The organism is Chryseobacterium sp. MYb7 (assembly GCF_002979455.1).
In the GTDB taxonomy this organism is placed as follows: domain Bacteria; phylum Bacteroidota; class Bacteroidia; order Flavobacteriales; family Weeksellaceae; genus Chryseobacterium.
Genome location: NZ_PCOU01000018.1, coordinates 1 through 15,501, shown reverse-complemented (window position 1 = coordinate 15,501; position 15,501 = coordinate 1). Strand labels below are relative to the sequence as shown.

General features: G+C 35.6%; 17 protein-coding genes. 6 read left to right on the top strand and 11 right to left on the bottom strand.

What is annotated here, in order from left to right; genetic code table 11:
• Nucleotides 1–3: 3 nt before the first annotated feature.
• Entirely contained in the window at nt 4–225 is a 222-nt protein-coding gene (locus CQ046_RS14625) for a hypothetical protein (protein ID WP_105702986.1), read from the top strand.
• A 151-nt stretch (nt 226–376) separates the two neighbouring features.
• Entirely contained in the window at nt 377–1,399 is a 1,023-nt protein-coding gene (locus CQ046_RS14620) for a hypothetical protein (RefSeq protein ID WP_105702985.1), read from the top strand.
• A 59-nt stretch (nt 1,400–1,458) separates the two neighbouring features.
• On the opposite strand, the gene CQ046_RS14615 is transcribed toward CQ046_RS14620, so the two are convergent.
• Complete coding sequence (locus tag CQ046_RS14615; RefSeq protein WP_123906630.1) at nt 1,459–1,689, bottom strand: hypothetical protein; 231 nt, start codon at nt 1,687–1,689, stop codon at nt 1,459–1,461.
• Nucleotides 1,690–2,297: 608 nt separating this feature from the next.
• Between CQ046_RS14615 and CQ046_RS14610 the strand changes: the two genes are divergently transcribed.
• Entirely contained in the window at nt 2,298–2,816 is a 519-nt protein-coding gene (locus CQ046_RS14610) for a hypothetical protein (protein WP_105702983.1), read from the top strand.
• A gap of 234 nt (nt 2,817–3,050) precedes the next feature.
• On the opposite strand, the gene CQ046_RS14605 is transcribed toward CQ046_RS14610, so the two are convergent.
• The 7 genes from CQ046_RS14605 to CQ046_RS14575 form a co-directional block, all read right to left on the bottom strand.
• The gene (locus CQ046_RS14605; RefSeq protein WP_105702982.1) at nt 3,051–4,409 is read right to left on the bottom strand and encodes a M28 family peptidase; all 1,359 of its coding nucleotides are present in this window, start codon (nt 4,407–4,409) and stop codon (nt 3,051–3,053) included.
• Nucleotides 4,410–4,412: 3 nt separating this feature from the next.
• Entirely contained in the window at nt 4,413–5,771 is a 1,359-nt protein-coding gene (locus CQ046_RS14600) for a M20/M25/M40 family metallo-hydrolase (RefSeq protein WP_105702981.1), read from the bottom strand.
• A 2-nt stretch (nt 5,772–5,773) separates the two neighbouring features.
• Nucleotides 5,774–7,177, bottom strand: coding sequence for a M28 family peptidase (locus CQ046_RS14595; RefSeq protein ID WP_105702980.1), 1,404 nt, complete (start codon nt 7,175–7,177; stop codon nt 5,774–5,776).
• 54 nt (nt 7,178–7,231) lie between these two features.
• Nucleotides 7,232–8,476: a DUF1015 domain-containing protein gene (locus CQ046_RS14590; protein ID WP_105702979.1), complete on the bottom strand. Its 1,245-nt coding sequence runs from the start codon at nt 8,474–8,476 to the stop codon at nt 7,232–7,234.
• 2 nt (nt 8,477–8,478) lie between these two features.
• A complete protein-coding gene (locus CQ046_RS14585) occupies nt 8,479–9,444 on the bottom strand; it encodes a D-2-hydroxyacid dehydrogenase (RefSeq protein ID WP_105702978.1) in 966 nt (321 codons plus the stop codon).
• A gap of 106 nt (nt 9,445–9,550) precedes the next feature.
• The gene (serC, locus tag CQ046_RS14580; RefSeq protein ID WP_105703067.1) at nt 9,551–10,615 is read right to left on the bottom strand and encodes a 3-phosphoserine/phosphohydroxythreonine transaminase; all 1,065 of its coding nucleotides are present in this window, start codon (nt 10,613–10,615) and stop codon (nt 9,551–9,553) included.
• Between the two features lie 110 nt (nt 10,616–10,725).
• Nucleotides 10,726–11,076 (bottom strand): 4Fe-4S binding protein, encoded by a 351-nt coding sequence (locus tag CQ046_RS14575; RefSeq protein WP_105702977.1) that lies wholly within the window; start codon nt 11,074–11,076, stop codon nt 10,726–10,728.
• 59 nt (nt 11,077–11,135) lie between these two features.
• Between CQ046_RS14575 and CQ046_RS14570 the strand changes: the two genes are divergently transcribed.
• Genes CQ046_RS14570 through CQ046_RS14560 form a run of 3 tightly spaced genes read left to right on the top strand, consistent with a single transcriptional unit; the run spans nt 11,136 to nt 13,382 of the window.
• Nucleotides 11,136–12,170, top strand: coding sequence for an acyl-CoA reductase (locus CQ046_RS14570; RefSeq protein WP_105702976.1), 1,035 nt, complete (start codon nt 11,136–11,138; stop codon nt 12,168–12,170).
• A gap of 46 nt (nt 12,171–12,216) precedes the next feature.
• The gene (locus CQ046_RS14565) at nt 12,217–12,654 is read left to right on the top strand and encodes a peptidylprolyl isomerase (protein WP_228406961.1); all 438 of its coding nucleotides are present in this window, start codon (nt 12,217–12,219) and stop codon (nt 12,652–12,654) included.
• Between the two features lie 38 nt (nt 12,655–12,692).
• A complete protein-coding gene (locus CQ046_RS14560) occupies nt 12,693–13,382 on the top strand; it encodes a Bax inhibitor-1 family protein (protein WP_105702974.1) in 690 nt (229 codons plus the stop codon).
• Between the two features lie 532 nt (nt 13,383–13,914).
• Here the strand turns inward: CQ046_RS14560 and CQ046_RS14555 are convergent.
• From CQ046_RS14555 to CQ046_RS14545, 3 genes are all read right to left on the bottom strand, one after another.
• A complete protein-coding gene (locus CQ046_RS14555; protein ID WP_047495508.1) occupies nt 13,915–14,163 on the bottom strand; it encodes a DUF6952 family protein in 249 nt (82 codons plus the stop codon).
• Nucleotides 14,163–14,471, bottom strand: a complete 309-nt coding sequence (locus tag CQ046_RS14550) for a thioredoxin family protein (RefSeq protein ID WP_034698499.1) — start codon at nt 14,469–14,471, stop codon at nt 14,163–14,165. Before CQ046_RS14550 ends, CQ046_RS14555 begins: the two co-directional genes overlap by 1 nt.
• Nucleotides 14,472–14,585: 114 nt before the next feature.
• Nucleotides 14,586–15,218 carry a peroxiredoxin gene (locus tag CQ046_RS14545; RefSeq protein ID WP_034698496.1) on the bottom strand — a complete coding sequence of 211 codons (633 nt, stop codon included), beginning with the start codon at nt 15,216–15,218 and terminating at the stop codon, nt 14,586–14,588.
• Nucleotides 15,219–15,501: the final 283 nt, after the last annotated feature.

Below are 15,501 nucleotides of genomic sequence, written 5' to 3'. Positions count from 1 at the left end.
AATATGTTTGATCTGAATTACGACCTGATAAAGAAAGAAATAGAGTCAGAAGTATGCAAAGAGCATGGTCTGCATCCTGAATTGATAAAAACAGATGAAGGTTTCGGAATCAAGGCCTGCTGTGAACCTTTCAGAGAAGAACTTGTTGAAAAGTCCGGAAAAATGATTGAAGAAGAAACTAAAAAGATGCTCGATGAAATGATGAAGGATCTATCTAAAGAATAAATTATTACGATGTGACGATAGCACTTGTTGTTGTCGCGAGAGCTGCTCCGGATGGGGTGGCTTTTTTGTTGGAAAATATTGTAGTTTTATGGATTCCCGTAAGGTCTATTATGTACAACTAATTAGTTTTGAAGTTTAAAATATTTAATAAATGAAAACAATATTACTTGTAGGAAATGGATTTAACTACATGATTGAAAACTGGATAAAAAATCTTTCAGAACATTTTGTGAAAGAAACAATTGGTGAAGAAACTGCTAACATAACAGAAAAAATCCATGAAATAACTACATTGTGGCAAAAATTCAATGAAATTTTCGAAGAAATTAAAATTAAAAACCCTAAACTTAATGAGGAGGAATTAATAAGGATTATTTATTCAGTTATTGATCTTTTTTCTTCTATGGATGGACTTGAAAAGATTATGGGACGCGATAAACTTGAGCAGTTAAAAGGTTTGTTTGACTCCTTGCTTTTGGAAAAAATTAGAGATATTGCTTTAGAGTTTAAAAATCACCATGAATCAGTCGGATATAAAAATATAAAAAAGCTATTTCCTGATTTTGGAAGTAGATTTTCTAAGATGCTTAGTGATAAAAAATCTAAATATTTTCACATTTTCACAACTAATTATGATGGAGTTCTGGATACATTATTAACAGGTAATCCTCACGGATTTATTTTTCAAGATGGCTTTGGAGGCTATACAAAAGAGTTTTTAAAATTTTATAATTATAATATTGAATTTGATAAAATTATATGTCATTTGCATGGATCATATCTTTATCAAAAGATTTATGGTGTGACTTACAAATTAAGAGATAATATCGAAAATACGGATCCTGTAATGATCTTTAATAATCCAGATTTCAAGGAAGATATAATTAAAAGAGATACAGTATTGTTGCAGTATTATGAAATTTTGAAAACTGATTTAAAAGATGCTGACCAACTAATAATATTTGGAAATTCTATGATTAATGAGCCCCATATTAAGAATTTAATTAGTAAATATGGAAATCGAGAGGATTTGAAAATAATTATTTTTTCCACTAGTCCTGAAAAGGTTTCTGAAGAATTAAAAGGAATTTATAACTTTAATGTTGAACAAATAAATACAAAAGAAGTCTTAGATATGGATACTTTTTTTATCGAGCTTGAAAATACACTATAAAAAACCGCCCCAAGCAGGGCGGTTTTTCAGTAAAAGTAAATTGAAAGTTATGTTTTCTGTTATCTTTTTTTCATCTCTTTTCCGGCAAGGGAACTGATGAATACAAGGCCAAAGCCTAAATAGGCGGCAAATGCCGTTAGGTATATAATTAAGCTATTGAAGCTTGGTTTTGAAGCGTATACCAATACAGAAAACGCAGCAAAGCTCAGAACCAATAACAGGCTCCAGATATTCAATTTTGCAGCATCTTCATTTCTCTTAAAAATCATTTCAAAAAAGGATCTCATCATTACTTACATTTTAAGGGTTATACAATTAATTAAAAAATAAAGGCGTACTCATCACGGTAAAAAGAATAAACATTCCTTTACTGGGCTAAGGTTCACGATGACTTTGCCGTTTATCTATATCGTTATTCCGGGCTAAAAGTCCGGGAATTTTTTGTTTTTTTTGAATCTATAAAGATTCTTGGTTATTGATGATACCAGTTAGATACGGGGTGCAAAATTGCTGTGAAAAACCAACGGGGGAGTTAGTTAATCACGAACCCGTATCTTGTACGGCATCGTAGAAAAAAAAGGATTCATATACTAGATATGAACTTGAATCGGTGGAAAAACTGAAAATCCACAGAAAACCTTTTTTCTCATCCTTAGTGTCTTTTTATAATTTTTTTCTCATTATCTTACATGCCAATTTCATGCCAAAGTTTTGATTTGCCGATTAACACTTTGTTTTTGGAAATTATGAAAGTGCGTATTGGAGGGTGTTTTTGGTGATTATTTCCTTAAACGTAGAAAAAAATCGAGATCGTTTTCGATAATTTGAAATAGGATAATAATAGCGAAATGGTTAATTTTTTTCATATCTTAAAATTCTTTACCAATCATTTGAAGAGATGAATCAGGAGGATTTAAAAAATAATATCGAGTTTTGTGTTGCCAGTGTTTTAAAGCTGGCAAAAGTTCATTGCTGGAATATTGTTTCTGATAATCTCTTTTTTATCGTATCTGATTTTAATGAATTTGAATCAGAATTCCGCGAGTATAGAGCCTCCCGCAGCAGGATTAATAATTCAAAAATGGTATTGGATTTAGATTCTGCCATAGAAATTTTGCACAGGGAAATGGAAGACCTTTACGATGTTATTCTGTATATTTTTCGAACCAATAAGAACGAAACGATTCTCGAAATTCAATATTACAGGAAATCAAATCTTAATCCTGATTATTTGGCTTTAGTAAAAGATAATATGCCCATGTTTCATTCAAAGATTCCTATGCCTGTATATGCATGGGAAGGTGGAAAGTTTGATGCAAATTGGGAATCAGGAGGCGGGATACATCACAGATGGAAAATTTTTTGGTGGCGGAATTTTTTGTATAAACGTAAAATCAGAGGTAAAAAAATCAGATAAGTTAACGTCGGAAAGAGCTATAAATTATTTTATTGAGTTTGTGTTATTGGTGAAATTATTAGTGTAATTTGTGTTTAATTTTAAGAACCATTAATACCACAAATATTTTTCACAAATGGAATACGTGAAATTTATTGATTAGGAAATATGCAACTATAGGTCAGAGCCTATTCCTATTAAATAGTAGTATCCGTGTTTTAAAAACAAAACCGTCTCTAGAGACGGTTTCCTATTTTACCAGTTTTTATCAATCATATAAATAATCTGTGTCAAAGCTGTAGCGCCCAATAGGAGCTCTCTTCGGTTCACCTTTTCAAAAGTATCTTCTTCTGTATGGTGAATATCGAAATAACGTTGAGAATCCGGCATCAGTTCTGCCGCAGGAATTCCCATATCATGGAGTGGGTAAAGATCGGTTCCTGAAAATCTCTCTTCAAAGTTGTAAACTCCGTAGGGAAGGAAAAGATTTGACCAGCCTTTGATCTGATTTCTTTTTGCATCATCCATATCAAGTGCAATACCTCTAGGAGCAAAACCTCCTGCATCGGTTTCGATAGCAAAAAGATGTTTTTCGTTTTTCTCTTTTACGGTTTTACCATATTGAATTCCGCCTTTTACTCCGTTTTCTTCATTGGCGAAGCAGACCACTCTGATGGTGTGATTATTCGGAATACCTAATTTTTTAAAGGTCCTTAAGACTTCAATACTCTGTACTATTCCGGCTCCGTCATCGTGAGCGCCTTCGCCTACGTCCCAGGAATCAAGATGTCCTCCGACAACGATCACACTCTGATCTTTTTTGCCCGTGATTTCACCAATAACGGAGTGGGACAGTTTTTCTCCTTTCATTCCGCAGTTGGAATTAAGCTTGGCGGTAATTTTCTGATTCTTTAACAAAGCTTCCAGCTCATCTGCTGTTGTGCTTCCGATGGCTACTGCAGGTATTTTGGAAACTTTGTCTTCATAACGCATCGCTCCGGTGTGAGGAACATCGTCAAAAGCAGAAGATAATGACCTAACAATGGCAAATTTACCTCCTTTTTTTGCTGTTAAAGAAGCTGCTGTAGTTCTGTATTTGGCGGCATCGCCATATGCTTTGAAAGTTTCTATGAATGACTGGCTGAAAGGGTAGTTGAAGAATACAATTTTATCCTTCACCTTTTCAGCAGGAAGTTTATCATACTCTTCCATGGATTTTACCATAATAATTTCTCCTGAAACATCTTTTCCTCCTGTTCCTTCGGAATTTCCAAGGGAAAGCATTTTAAGGCTTTTCCATTTTCCATGGGAGGTTTGGATATGCAGGGATTCTTTTCCTCTTTCCCATACCGGAATCATCACTTCCTGAAGCCATACTTTATCAGCTCCTGCATCACGAAGTTTTTGTTCTGCCCATTTTACGGACTTTTCATAGGCTTCAGAACCGCTTAAACGGTGACCTATGTTTTTTGTAAGCTCTCTAAGCTCTGTATATCCTTTTCCATTGTTCAGAATTTCTGTAGAGATTTTTTTGAACTGGATGGAATCTTCTTTAGACTGACCAAAAGCGACCATTCCAAAAAGCAATAATGAAGTTCCTAGTATCTTTTTCATTGTTTACCAATTTTTATCAATCATATAAATAAGTTGGGTCATCACCGCGGAACCGAGTAACAGTTCTCTTCGGTTGACTTTTTCAAAAGTGTCTTCTTCTGTGTGATGAATATCGAAATAACGTTGCGGATCGGGTACCAGCTCTGCCGTTGGGACTCCCATTTCATGGAGGGGAGCAATATCAGATCCTGAATATTTACCTTCAAAGTTGTAAACACCATAAGGCAAAAACAAATTCACCCAGCTTTTGATCTGGTTTCTTTGAGGTTCATTCATTTCAAGGGAAATTCCCCGTGGTGAAAAGCCTCCTGCATCCGATTCTATGGCAAAAAGATGTTTCTCGTTGTTTTCTTTGGCAACTTTACCGTATTCTTTTCCGCCTTTTGTTCCGTTTTCTTCATTAGCAAAACAAACTGCACGAATCGTATGGTTATTTTGTATGCCTAATTTTTTAAAGGTTCTTAAAACCTCAATACTTTGCACGATCCCGGCTCCGTCATCATGAGCGCCTTCGCCTACATCCCAGGAATCAAGGTGTCCACCAACAACGATTACGTTTTGATCTTTTTTACCTGTAATTTCTCCGATAACAGAGTGGGAGCGTTTTTCTCCTTTCATTCCGCAGTTGGAATTGAGCTTAGCTGTAACTTTTTGACTCTTCAACAAGGTTTCAAGCTCATCTGCCGAGGTATTTCCAATCGTTATTGCCAGTACTTTAAAAATGTTTTCATCATAACGCATGTTTCCTGTGTGTGGAACATCGTCGAAAGCAGAAGAAAGAGATCTGATAATGGCAAATTTCCCTCCTTTTTTAGCTGTTAATGAAGCTGCAGTTCGTCTGTAAGCTCCAGCATCACGATAAGAGATAAATGTCTGTATATTTCCCTGATTAAAAGGGTAGTTGAAGAAAACAATTTTGTCTTTTACCTTTTCAGTAGGAAGTTTGTTGTATTCTTCAAGTGATTTTACCATAATAATATCCCCTGAAACATCTTTTCCTCCGGTTCCTTCAGAATTTCCAAGGGAGAGCATTTTGATACTTTTCCATTTTCCATTGGAGGTCTGGATATGCAGAGATTCTTTCCCTCTTACCCATACCGGAATCATTACCTCCTGAAGCCACACTTTATCAGCTCCGGCATCATGAAGTTTCTGAGCCGCCCACTGTACAGATTTTTCATAAGCCTCTGAACCGCTTAAACGATTGCCTATTGTTTTGGTAAGCTCTCTCAGTTCATTATATCCTCTGCCATTGTTCAGAATTTCTGTAGAAATCTTTCTGAACTGAATAGAATCTTCTTTAGACTGACCAAATGCAGCCATTCCAAAAAGCAATAATAAAGTCCCTGTTATCTTTTTCATTGTTACCAGTTTTTATCAACCATAAAAATCATCTGCGTTATTGCAACTGCTCCCAGAAGAAGCTCTCTTTTATTCACTTTGTCAAAAGTGTCCTGTTCTGAATGATGATAATCAAAATATCTCTGTGTATCTACCACGAGCTCTGCTAAAGGAATGTCCAGCTTTTTTAAAGGAGAAATATCCTGAATAGCTTCTGTCTGGTCGAAATCATAAACTCCATAAGGTAGAAAATACTCTTTCCACGGATAAACCAATCTTCTCCTTTGAGGTGACATATCCAAAGAAAACCCTCTTGGAGAATAGCCTCCAGCGTCAGTTCCTAAGGCAAAGACATGTTTTTCGTCTTTCTTTTTTACATAGGCAGCATACATCTCACGGCCTTGTCCGCCGTTTTCACTATTGGCATACAGAACAACACGGATGGTGTGGTTATTTTCATATCCCAGTGCTTTCAGTGTTCTTAAAACTTCAATGCACTGAACAACACCAGTCCCGTCATCCACAGCACCTTCACCAACATCCCAGGAATCAAGTTGGGCACCTAAAACGATTACTTTAGAATCTTTTTTGCCTCCAATTTCAGCAATGATATTGGGATTAGTCGTATCGCCTTTTGATTCGGCGGTCATGTTGATTTTGGCGGTGACTTTTTGCTTTTTTAAGGTTTTCTCCAGTTCTTCTGCGGATCTTACTCCAATTGACAAGGCCGGAATTTTAACTTTATCATCTGGCTCATAGTAAATCATTTTGGCATGAGGAGTATCGTCATTAGCAGTTGTCAGTGATCTTATGATTAATGCTTTTGCGCCTGTTTTAGCAATTACGGAAGCGGAAATTAATTTTGATTTTGCAGTTTGCAAGTAAGAATCACTGGTATCGATAATTTTTGGATCCATTGGAACGTTTACGAAAACAATTTTGTCTCTTAATTGTCCTTCTGACATGGCGTTAAGCTCTGAAGTGGAATTAATTAAAACAATTTCTCCTGTAAGATCTTTTCCGCCTGTTCCTTCGGAGTTTCCAAAAGAAAGCATTCTGATGTTTTTCCAGTCTCCATTTCCGGCTTTTATCTGTAAGGATTCTTTTCCTCTGATCCAGACTGGTGCTTTGGCTTCCTGCCTCCAGATCATATTAATACCAATTTCTTTGAATTTTTTTTCAGCCCATTCTACAGCTTTTGCATATCCGGGGGTTGCACTGAAACGTGGGCCAATTCCTTTGGTAAGTTCGCCGAGATTATCATAAGCAGTACCGTTGGTCATAATTTCATCTGAAATTTTTTTGAACTCATCATGATAATTGAATTTGGCAACAGTACCTTTTTTTGCCGGGCTTTTTTGTGGCTTTTTCTGAGAAAATAAAAATCCACTCAAAAAGAGTGGAAGTATAATGAATATTTTTTTCATTTTTTATTTACTTATCTTTTCCGTTGATAAAAGTAGGGAAAAATTAGTAATTTATTAAGGTTTCATGTCGTACATTAACAGGGCTGTAATCAATTTTGGCTCAATGAATGTACATTTCGGAGGCATACTTAATTTTAAGTCTGAAATTTTAATCATATCATTAAAACTTACAGGATAAATTCCGAAACCTACTTTACCTTCACCGTTGTCTACTTTTTCTTTTAAAAGATTAATTCCGTTGATGTTGGAGGTTCCTTTTACGTAAGAAATAAGTTCAGAACTATCCGGATCTTCAATTTTCAGGATGTTTTTGAAAATATACTTGTCCAGAAGGTGGTGATCCAGGTTATCCAGAGACATTTCTTTGGAACGAAGATCGTGCTTCACGTGAAGAGAGTAGAACTTCCCATCCATATACATTGAAATATGGAATTTCTGAGAAGGGTAGTATGATGTTTCTCCTTTTTCGTGAATAAGGAAATATTTATCAAGTTCCTTCAGGAAATCTTCGGGAGCGATGCCATTCAGGTCATGTAAGATTCTGTTATAATCATGAATCTTAATTGACTGGTTGGAAACAATAAAGCTGTATACAAAGTTGTAAAGCTCTGTACCATTATGCTTTTTGTTCTTTTCTTTATGATATTTGGCGTTTATTGCTGTGGAACCAATTCTGTGGTGACCGTCTGCAATATAAAACGAATCAATCTGATCTATTACTTCTTTAAACTGCTGCAGCTTCAGGCGGTTGTCTATCCTCCAGATTTTATGTCTGATACCAATAGAGTCTACATGATTGAAGATAGGAACATTTTTTTCCTCGTGGTTCATCAGCAGCTCAATTTTTGAATTGGCAGGATAAGTAAGAAGTACAGGTTCAGCCTGCAGATTTACTTTTTCAAGGTAATGAGCGAGTTTTTCCTTTTTCTGAGGAATGGTACTTTCATGTCTTTTGATTTTTCCATTCCAGAAATCTTCAATACTTGCCAATCCAAGAAGCCCCCTGAACACCTGTTTGTTGGGATAGATCTGCTCATAAAGATAGTAGGCAGAATTGTCCTGGACCAATTTCTTTTCGTCCAGAAGTTCTTCAAATGTAGAGCGGATCTTTCGAAGATTCCGGTCAATATCTTTAGATTTACTTACAACATAGGGTTTAATCATATTAATGTAAGTATTTTCAACTTGAGCTTTCTCTGCGATCTCTTCCTGGGTGAAATTATCCAGTGGATGGGTAGGGAAAGTACTCTCAAAGTCTCTATGAGGTCTAATTCCACGGAAAGGTTTAAAAACAGGCATATTTATCTTATAGTTTCTTTTTGTAGCTTAATAATTTGTTCTGCAAGTTCAATACCGATTTTTTCTTGCGCATCCACTGTATTACCACCTACATGAGGGGAAAGTGATAATGCAGGGTTCATCAGTAAAGGCAGTTCCGGGCTTGGCTCGTTTTCAAAAACGTCTAATGCAGCTCCGGCTACTTTTCCTGACTCGATAAAATCGATAAGGGTCACTTCATTGATGACGCCTCCTCTTGCAGTATTTACAATATAGACCCCATCTTTCATTTTTTCAAACTGAGGCGTGTCTATGATATATTCATTCGTTTTCGGCGTATTGATACTGATGAAATCTGCATCTTTAAGAAATGCATCCATATCATTGGTAGAAGTGATTTCAAAGTCCACAGACTGCCCGTTGAAGAAATTCAGGGTAAGAACTTCTGTCTTAGGGCTTCTTGTCAGAACGGTTACTTTCATTCCTAAAGCAATTCCTATTTTTATAACTTCCTGGCCAATACTTCCAAAGCCGATTACTCCTAATGTTTTTCCGGAAAGTTCATACGCATTGCTGAATGACTTTTTCATAGCGTTGAAATGAGTTTCTCCTTCCAGAGGCATCAGTCTGTTGGATTCGTGAAGGAATCTTGCCAATGAAAGAAAATGTCCGAAAACCAATTCTGCCACTGATTTTGAAGATGCTGTAGGCGTATTGATGACTTTGATCCCTTTGCTTTTGGCATATTCTACATCAATATTGTCCATTCCGATACCGCCTCTTCCAATGATTTTAAGGCCGGGGCATGCATCAATCAGATTCTGTCTCACTTTCGTTGCACTTCTTACCAGAAGAACGTCCACATTATTATCGTTGATAAAATTAATAACGTGATCCTGAGCCACTCTATTGTCCAGAATTTCAATTCCGGCTTCTTTTAGAGTATTTTCTCCTGCTTTTGAGATTCCGTCGTTTGCTAAAACTTTCATGAGTTATTTTATTACAGATTTTAGATTGAAGATGCCAGATTTTGAGGCCTGTTATCCGACATCTGTTGTCTGATATCTTTTTATTTTTTCGGTCGCCTAATATAAGTTATTTTATTGACTTCATTACATCCACCAAAACCTGCACACTTTCAATAGGTAAGGCGTTGTATAAACTTGCTCTGTATCCGCCTAAGCTTCTGTGTCCGTTTAGTCCGCTGATTCCCGCAGCTTTCCATGCGTTGTCAAATTCTTCTTTCTTGCTTTCGTCTGTAATTTTGAAAGAAACATTCATTAATGAACGGTCTTCTTTTACGCAGAAAGTTTCGAATAATGGATTGCTGTCGATTTCATCATATAAAAGCTTGGCTTTCGCTTCATTTCTTTGTTCTGCAGCCGCAATTCCTCCGTTTCTTTCAAGATATTGAAGGGTAAGTAAAGAGGCGTATACAGGAAATACCGGTGGCGTATTGTACATAGATTCTTTAGAAATGTGCTGAGAATAATCAAGGATAGAAAACATGTTTTCTCTTCCTGTTTTCCCAAGAATTTCTTTTTTAATCACCACTAAAGTAACGCCTGCAGGCCCCATATTCTTCTGAGCACCAGCATAGATCAGATCAAATTTAGAGAAATCCAGTTGTCTTGAGAAAATATCAGAACTCATATCACACACCATCAATGTATCCACTTCAGGGAAAGATTTCATTTGAGTTCCATAGATGGTGTTATTGGATGTACAGTGGAAATAATCGTATTCTGCACCTACCGTATAATCTTTAGGAATAAAAGAATAGTTTTCTTCTTTTGAAGAACCTACTACATCTACTGTTCCTACTTTTTTTGCTTCTTTGATGGCTCCGGCTGCCCAAGTTCCTGTATCCAGGTAAGCTGCTTTTCCACCTACTTTCATCAGGTTGTAAGGAACCATGGCAAACTGCAGGCTGGCACCTCCCCCTAAATAAAGTACTTCATAATCATCACCAAGATTCATCAATCTTTTTACAATCGCACGCGCTTCGTCCATTACCGCAACGAAATCCTTACTTCTGTGAGAAATTTCAAGAAGAGACAATCCTATACCGTTAAAGTCAAGGATAGCCTGTGCTGATTTTTCAAATACCTCTTGAGGTAAAATACATGGTCCTGCGCTGAAGTTGTGCTTTTTGTTCATATTTTTATTTTTTGGTGCTTCAGGATTTGAAATTCCTTCAGCTTTATTTTTGGTTAAATGTGATTTTTTATCAAAAAATTCCGTCTCACAGATCATGAGACGGAATTTTTTTATTCTCCGTGTAAGAATGCTTTTTTGTCAAGAAGAGCTTCTTCAGATTCTACGTGATCCTCGTCAGGAACACAGCAATCTACAGGGCATACCGCTGCACACTGAGGTTCTTCGTGGAATCCTTTACATTCTGTACATTTATCTGTTACAATGAAGTATACATCATCACTTACAGGTTCCTGTGGTGAATTGGCATCTACAGTAAGTCCCGACGGCATTGTAATGGTACCTTGAAGTGCCGTACCGTCAGAAGCTTTCCAATCCACAGCTCCTTCATATATTGCATTATTTGGACATTCCGGTTCACAAGCCCCGCAATTAATGCATTCATCAGTTATTTTAATAGCCATCGCTAATTTTTTTTAAATTTGCACAAAATTACAAAATATTCCCCAATTTTAAAGTAATTATGAATACCGAAAATCAAGTTTTAGGACTTATTAAATTAAGTGATTATATAAAAACGTTTTTAACGAAGAAACCGGAAGATCACAATGAAGATGATGCAGATATTGAATTATTGTTAAAAAGATCTGAAATAGAGAATCCGTGGTTTACCATTGATAATCAGAAATTTGCTTTACGGCAATGGGCAGATCTTTTAACTGAAGAGAATATCAAAAACTGGCTTAAAAATTATTCAATCTCTAAAATTTCAAAAAGAGTTGGACTTATTTTAGCTGGAAATATTCCTTTAGTGGGTTTTCATGATGTAATGTCCGTTGTTTTGAGTAATCATATTCCTGTGATTAAACAGTCTTCAAAAGATAAGTATATGATTCCGTTTTTATTAAAGAAATGGAATGAATTTTCTGATGGAAATATAGCTTTTGAATTTGTAGAAAAATTAGAAAATTTTGATGCCGTTATTGCTACAGGAAGTAATAATACTGCCAGATATCTGGAATATTATTTTAAAAATCATTTAAGCATTATCCGTAAAAACAGAACTTCTGTTGCCGTACTGAAAGGTGATGAAACACAAGAAGAACTGGAACTGCTGGCAAATGATATTTTTCAGTATTTTGGATTAGGATGCCGAAATGTGACGAGAGTTTTTATTCCTCAGGATTTTTTAATTGACAGATTGTTTGAAAGTTTCTTAGGCTTCCAGGATATCATCAATCATAATAAATATGCCAACAATTATGATTATAACAGAGCGGTTTATCTTTTGAATCAGGATAAGTTCTGGGATAATAATTTTGTGATGCTAAAAGAGGATGATAAGCTATTTAGCCCGCTTTCTGTAATTAATTTCAGCAGATATGAATCTTTGGATGATGTGAAATCTTTCATTGAAGAAAACGAAGAAAATATCCAGTGTGTAGTGGCAAAAGAGGAGATTGGCTTGAATGCAATTCCGTTTGGAGAAGCACAAAATCCAGGGCTTGATACGTATGCAGATAATGTAGATACGATGAAATTTTTAGAACTGGTCTGATTTTCGTATCTTCCATCACTTATTTCACCAGATAAAAATAGATACTATGAAAAAATTATTGCTGGGGCTTGCTCTTGTGGGTGCGCAGTTAGTGTTTGCGCAGAAGGTAGCAGGTGTAAAGGTTGAAAATGGCCAGAAGAAAGAGCAGCAGGCTGCTATAAGTAAGGAAAAAGTCAGTTTGTATAATGATAACTTCCTTAAGTTTGTGGATGCTTTACAGGCTTCTGACCGGGCAACTATTGATGGATTGCTTTCTGAGAAAGTAAAGGAAATCGTTACAGATACTGTTTTGAAAAAGGTTAAAGACGGTATTGACCCAACTAAAAAGCTTGAAATTTTAAAAGCAGGATATTATAAAACGATGGATGGCACCAATCATCCAAGTATTAGGTATAAATATGCAGGAGAATCATCTTCCAAAGAGGCTATTACCGCTGTATTTGAGGATGACGGAAAAATCCTGGGAGTATTGCCTGCGAAGTAAATAAAATTTATTTTCGATTAACTAAAAAAATATTAACTATGATGACAGATGTTTTAGTCGCTCATTCTTCGGATGTTGAGAAGGCGAGTTTTTACAAGAAGACGTATTTGCATGTTGCTTTATCTATTCTTGCATTTATTGGAGTTGAAACGATATTATTGAAAACTGTTCCGGCGGAACTTATTGCAATGATGTTCGCTCAGAGATATATCTGGCTGCTGATTATCGGAGTTTTCTGGTTGGCTTCTGTTTTAGCTTCCAAGTGGTCTCTTTCACAAAGTAAATCTACCCAGTATTTAGGATTAGGATTTTACATTTTGCTGGAAGCGATTATCTTTTTACCTCTGCTTTTTATTGCAACCAATATGACGGGTGGCACCAATGTGATCTTCCAGGCTGCTACTTTAACGATTGCTATGTTTGCAGGGATTTCTGCAGTGGCATTTACTTCTAAAAGAGATTTTTCTTTCTTAAGAAATATCATTGTAATTGGTGGATTTATTTCTATCGGACTGATTGTAGGAGGGATGATCTTTGGTTTTAACCTTGGATTATGGTTCTCGGTTGGAATGGTAATTTTAGCTTCAGCTACTATTTTATATCAAACCAGTAAATTAAAAGACTCGTATGGAACGAACCAATATGTAGGAGCTGCATTACAGCTTTTTGCTTCCATTATGCTTTTGTTCTGGTATATTCTAAGTATTTTAATGAACAGAAGAAGTTAACTGATAAGTTGTTTTAGCTTTAAAATAGAGTCTCGGTGATTTTTCATCGGGATTTTTTATTATTTAAACACAAAGTTCACAAATGTTTTCACGGATAACACGAATCCAGTAAGAACGCGCCTGATCGGAGGGAGACTGTTTTTATCTTTAAAGATTTATTCTAATAGGTTTAGCCTAAAGTTATAATGATTTTAAAGCAATATTTTTTAACCACAGATTTCACGGATTGACACAGATGATTGTGGGTATTTATTTGTGTTATTTGTGGGAAAATATTTGTGCTATTCGTGTTTTAAATCGTAAACCCAAAAAATCCTGATGAAAATATCACCGGGATTTTAATTGGTTATTCCTTGAAATTTTTCATGCAACTTCCCGCCTCATGTGACTGATTAAAGTCCTTTGAAGTACATTTTTTAGTTGAAATAAAAGATTCTTAAAGAATAGAAAAAAAGTATAGTAATGAGGAAAACCTCAGGTATTGTATATTTTGTGTTTTTACAGTCTTTTGATTAAAAATGATCACAAGATGTTATTTGTCTATGGATCCTAAAACCTTTTGAGCAAAAGAGTTTAAAGCATCTTTTTCACTCATACCATTTTGTACGTTGCTGTGAACTTCTAAAGCTCCGCAAATGTTGGTGATCAATTCTCCTGCAACATTAAGATCTTCTTCGCTTGTTCCTCTGAATTCGCAGAAACTTTCCAGTACTTCTAATGTTTTTTCAAGGTTTTCAGGAGTCTGATTCTGGTAAAACTGTCTGATTACGGGTAATTTCATTATGCTAATTCGTTAAAAAGGTTAATTAAACTTTCTGCCTGGTTAGATTGAACCTGGTTCACTAATTCTCCGTTTTTAAAGATGGCGAAAGTAGGTAAGTTGTCTACTTTTGCTAATTTTCTGCTTTCTGGAAGCTTTTCAGCATCTACATATAAAAATGGGATAGAATCATTTTCAGAGGCTAATTTTTTGAATTTCGGCTTCATGATTCTGCAGTTTCCGCACCATGTTGCGCCATATTGAACAACTACTTTTTCGTTGTCGTTAACTATATTTTGTAATGTATCTTCGGTTAATTCTGTGTACATGATTGTAATTTGAAAATTTGTTAATTTGAAAATGTGTCAATGCTTTGTAAAGAAGAAAATGAGATAATTTTTGATAATCCTCAAATTATCTCATTTTCAAATTAACACATTATATTAGTTCTTCGCTAAGTATTCTGCTGTAGAAGTTCTGTCAGCTTTCATAGCATCTTTTCCTTCTTCCCAGTTTGCAGGACATACTTCACCGTGTTTTTGTACGTGTGTGTAAGCGTCAATTAATCTTAAGAATTCTTTTACGTTTCTTCCTAGAGGCATATCGTTTACCGCTTCGTGGAAGATTTTTCCAGTTTCGTCGATAAGGTAAGTTGCTCTGTAAGTTACATTAGAACCTGTGAAAACTTCGTTTCCATCCTCATCATATTCGAAATCCTGATCAACAATTCCTAACGTATTAGCCAATTGTCTGTGAGTATCAGCTAAAAGTGGGTAAGTTACTCCTTCAATTCCTCCGTTATCTTTTGGTGTGTTCAACCAAGCGAAGTGTACTTCGTTAGTATCACAAGATGCACCGATTACTTTAGTGTTTCTTTTTTCGAATTCACCTAAAGCCTCCTGGAAAGCATGAAGCTCAGTAGGACATACGAAAGTGAAATCTTTAGGGTACCAGAATAAAAGAACTTTTTGCTGGTTGTTTACTGCTTCATCAAGGATGTTGATTCTTAAATCGTCACCCATTTCAGACATTGCGTCGATTGTTAAATTTGGGAATTTTTTTCCTACTAAAGACATAATTTTCTGTTTTTATATTTAAATTTCTATTGCAAATATATAAAAGATTCATCTATCAAACAAACTAAAATCGATAAATAAAATCTATAATTGTTTTTGGTGGGTTGTTAAATAAAAAAGCCCTGATATCAGTAGTCATGGTCGGAAGAAATTTCCGACCATTTTTTATGTTTTAAGTTTTGAAGACTTTTGCAGGATCACCCCCCGCAAATATTATTAGAATTGCGGTAATCATATCCCGAAGTTCCATAGCGATGCGTCTTTTAGCTGTTTTATATCCTAA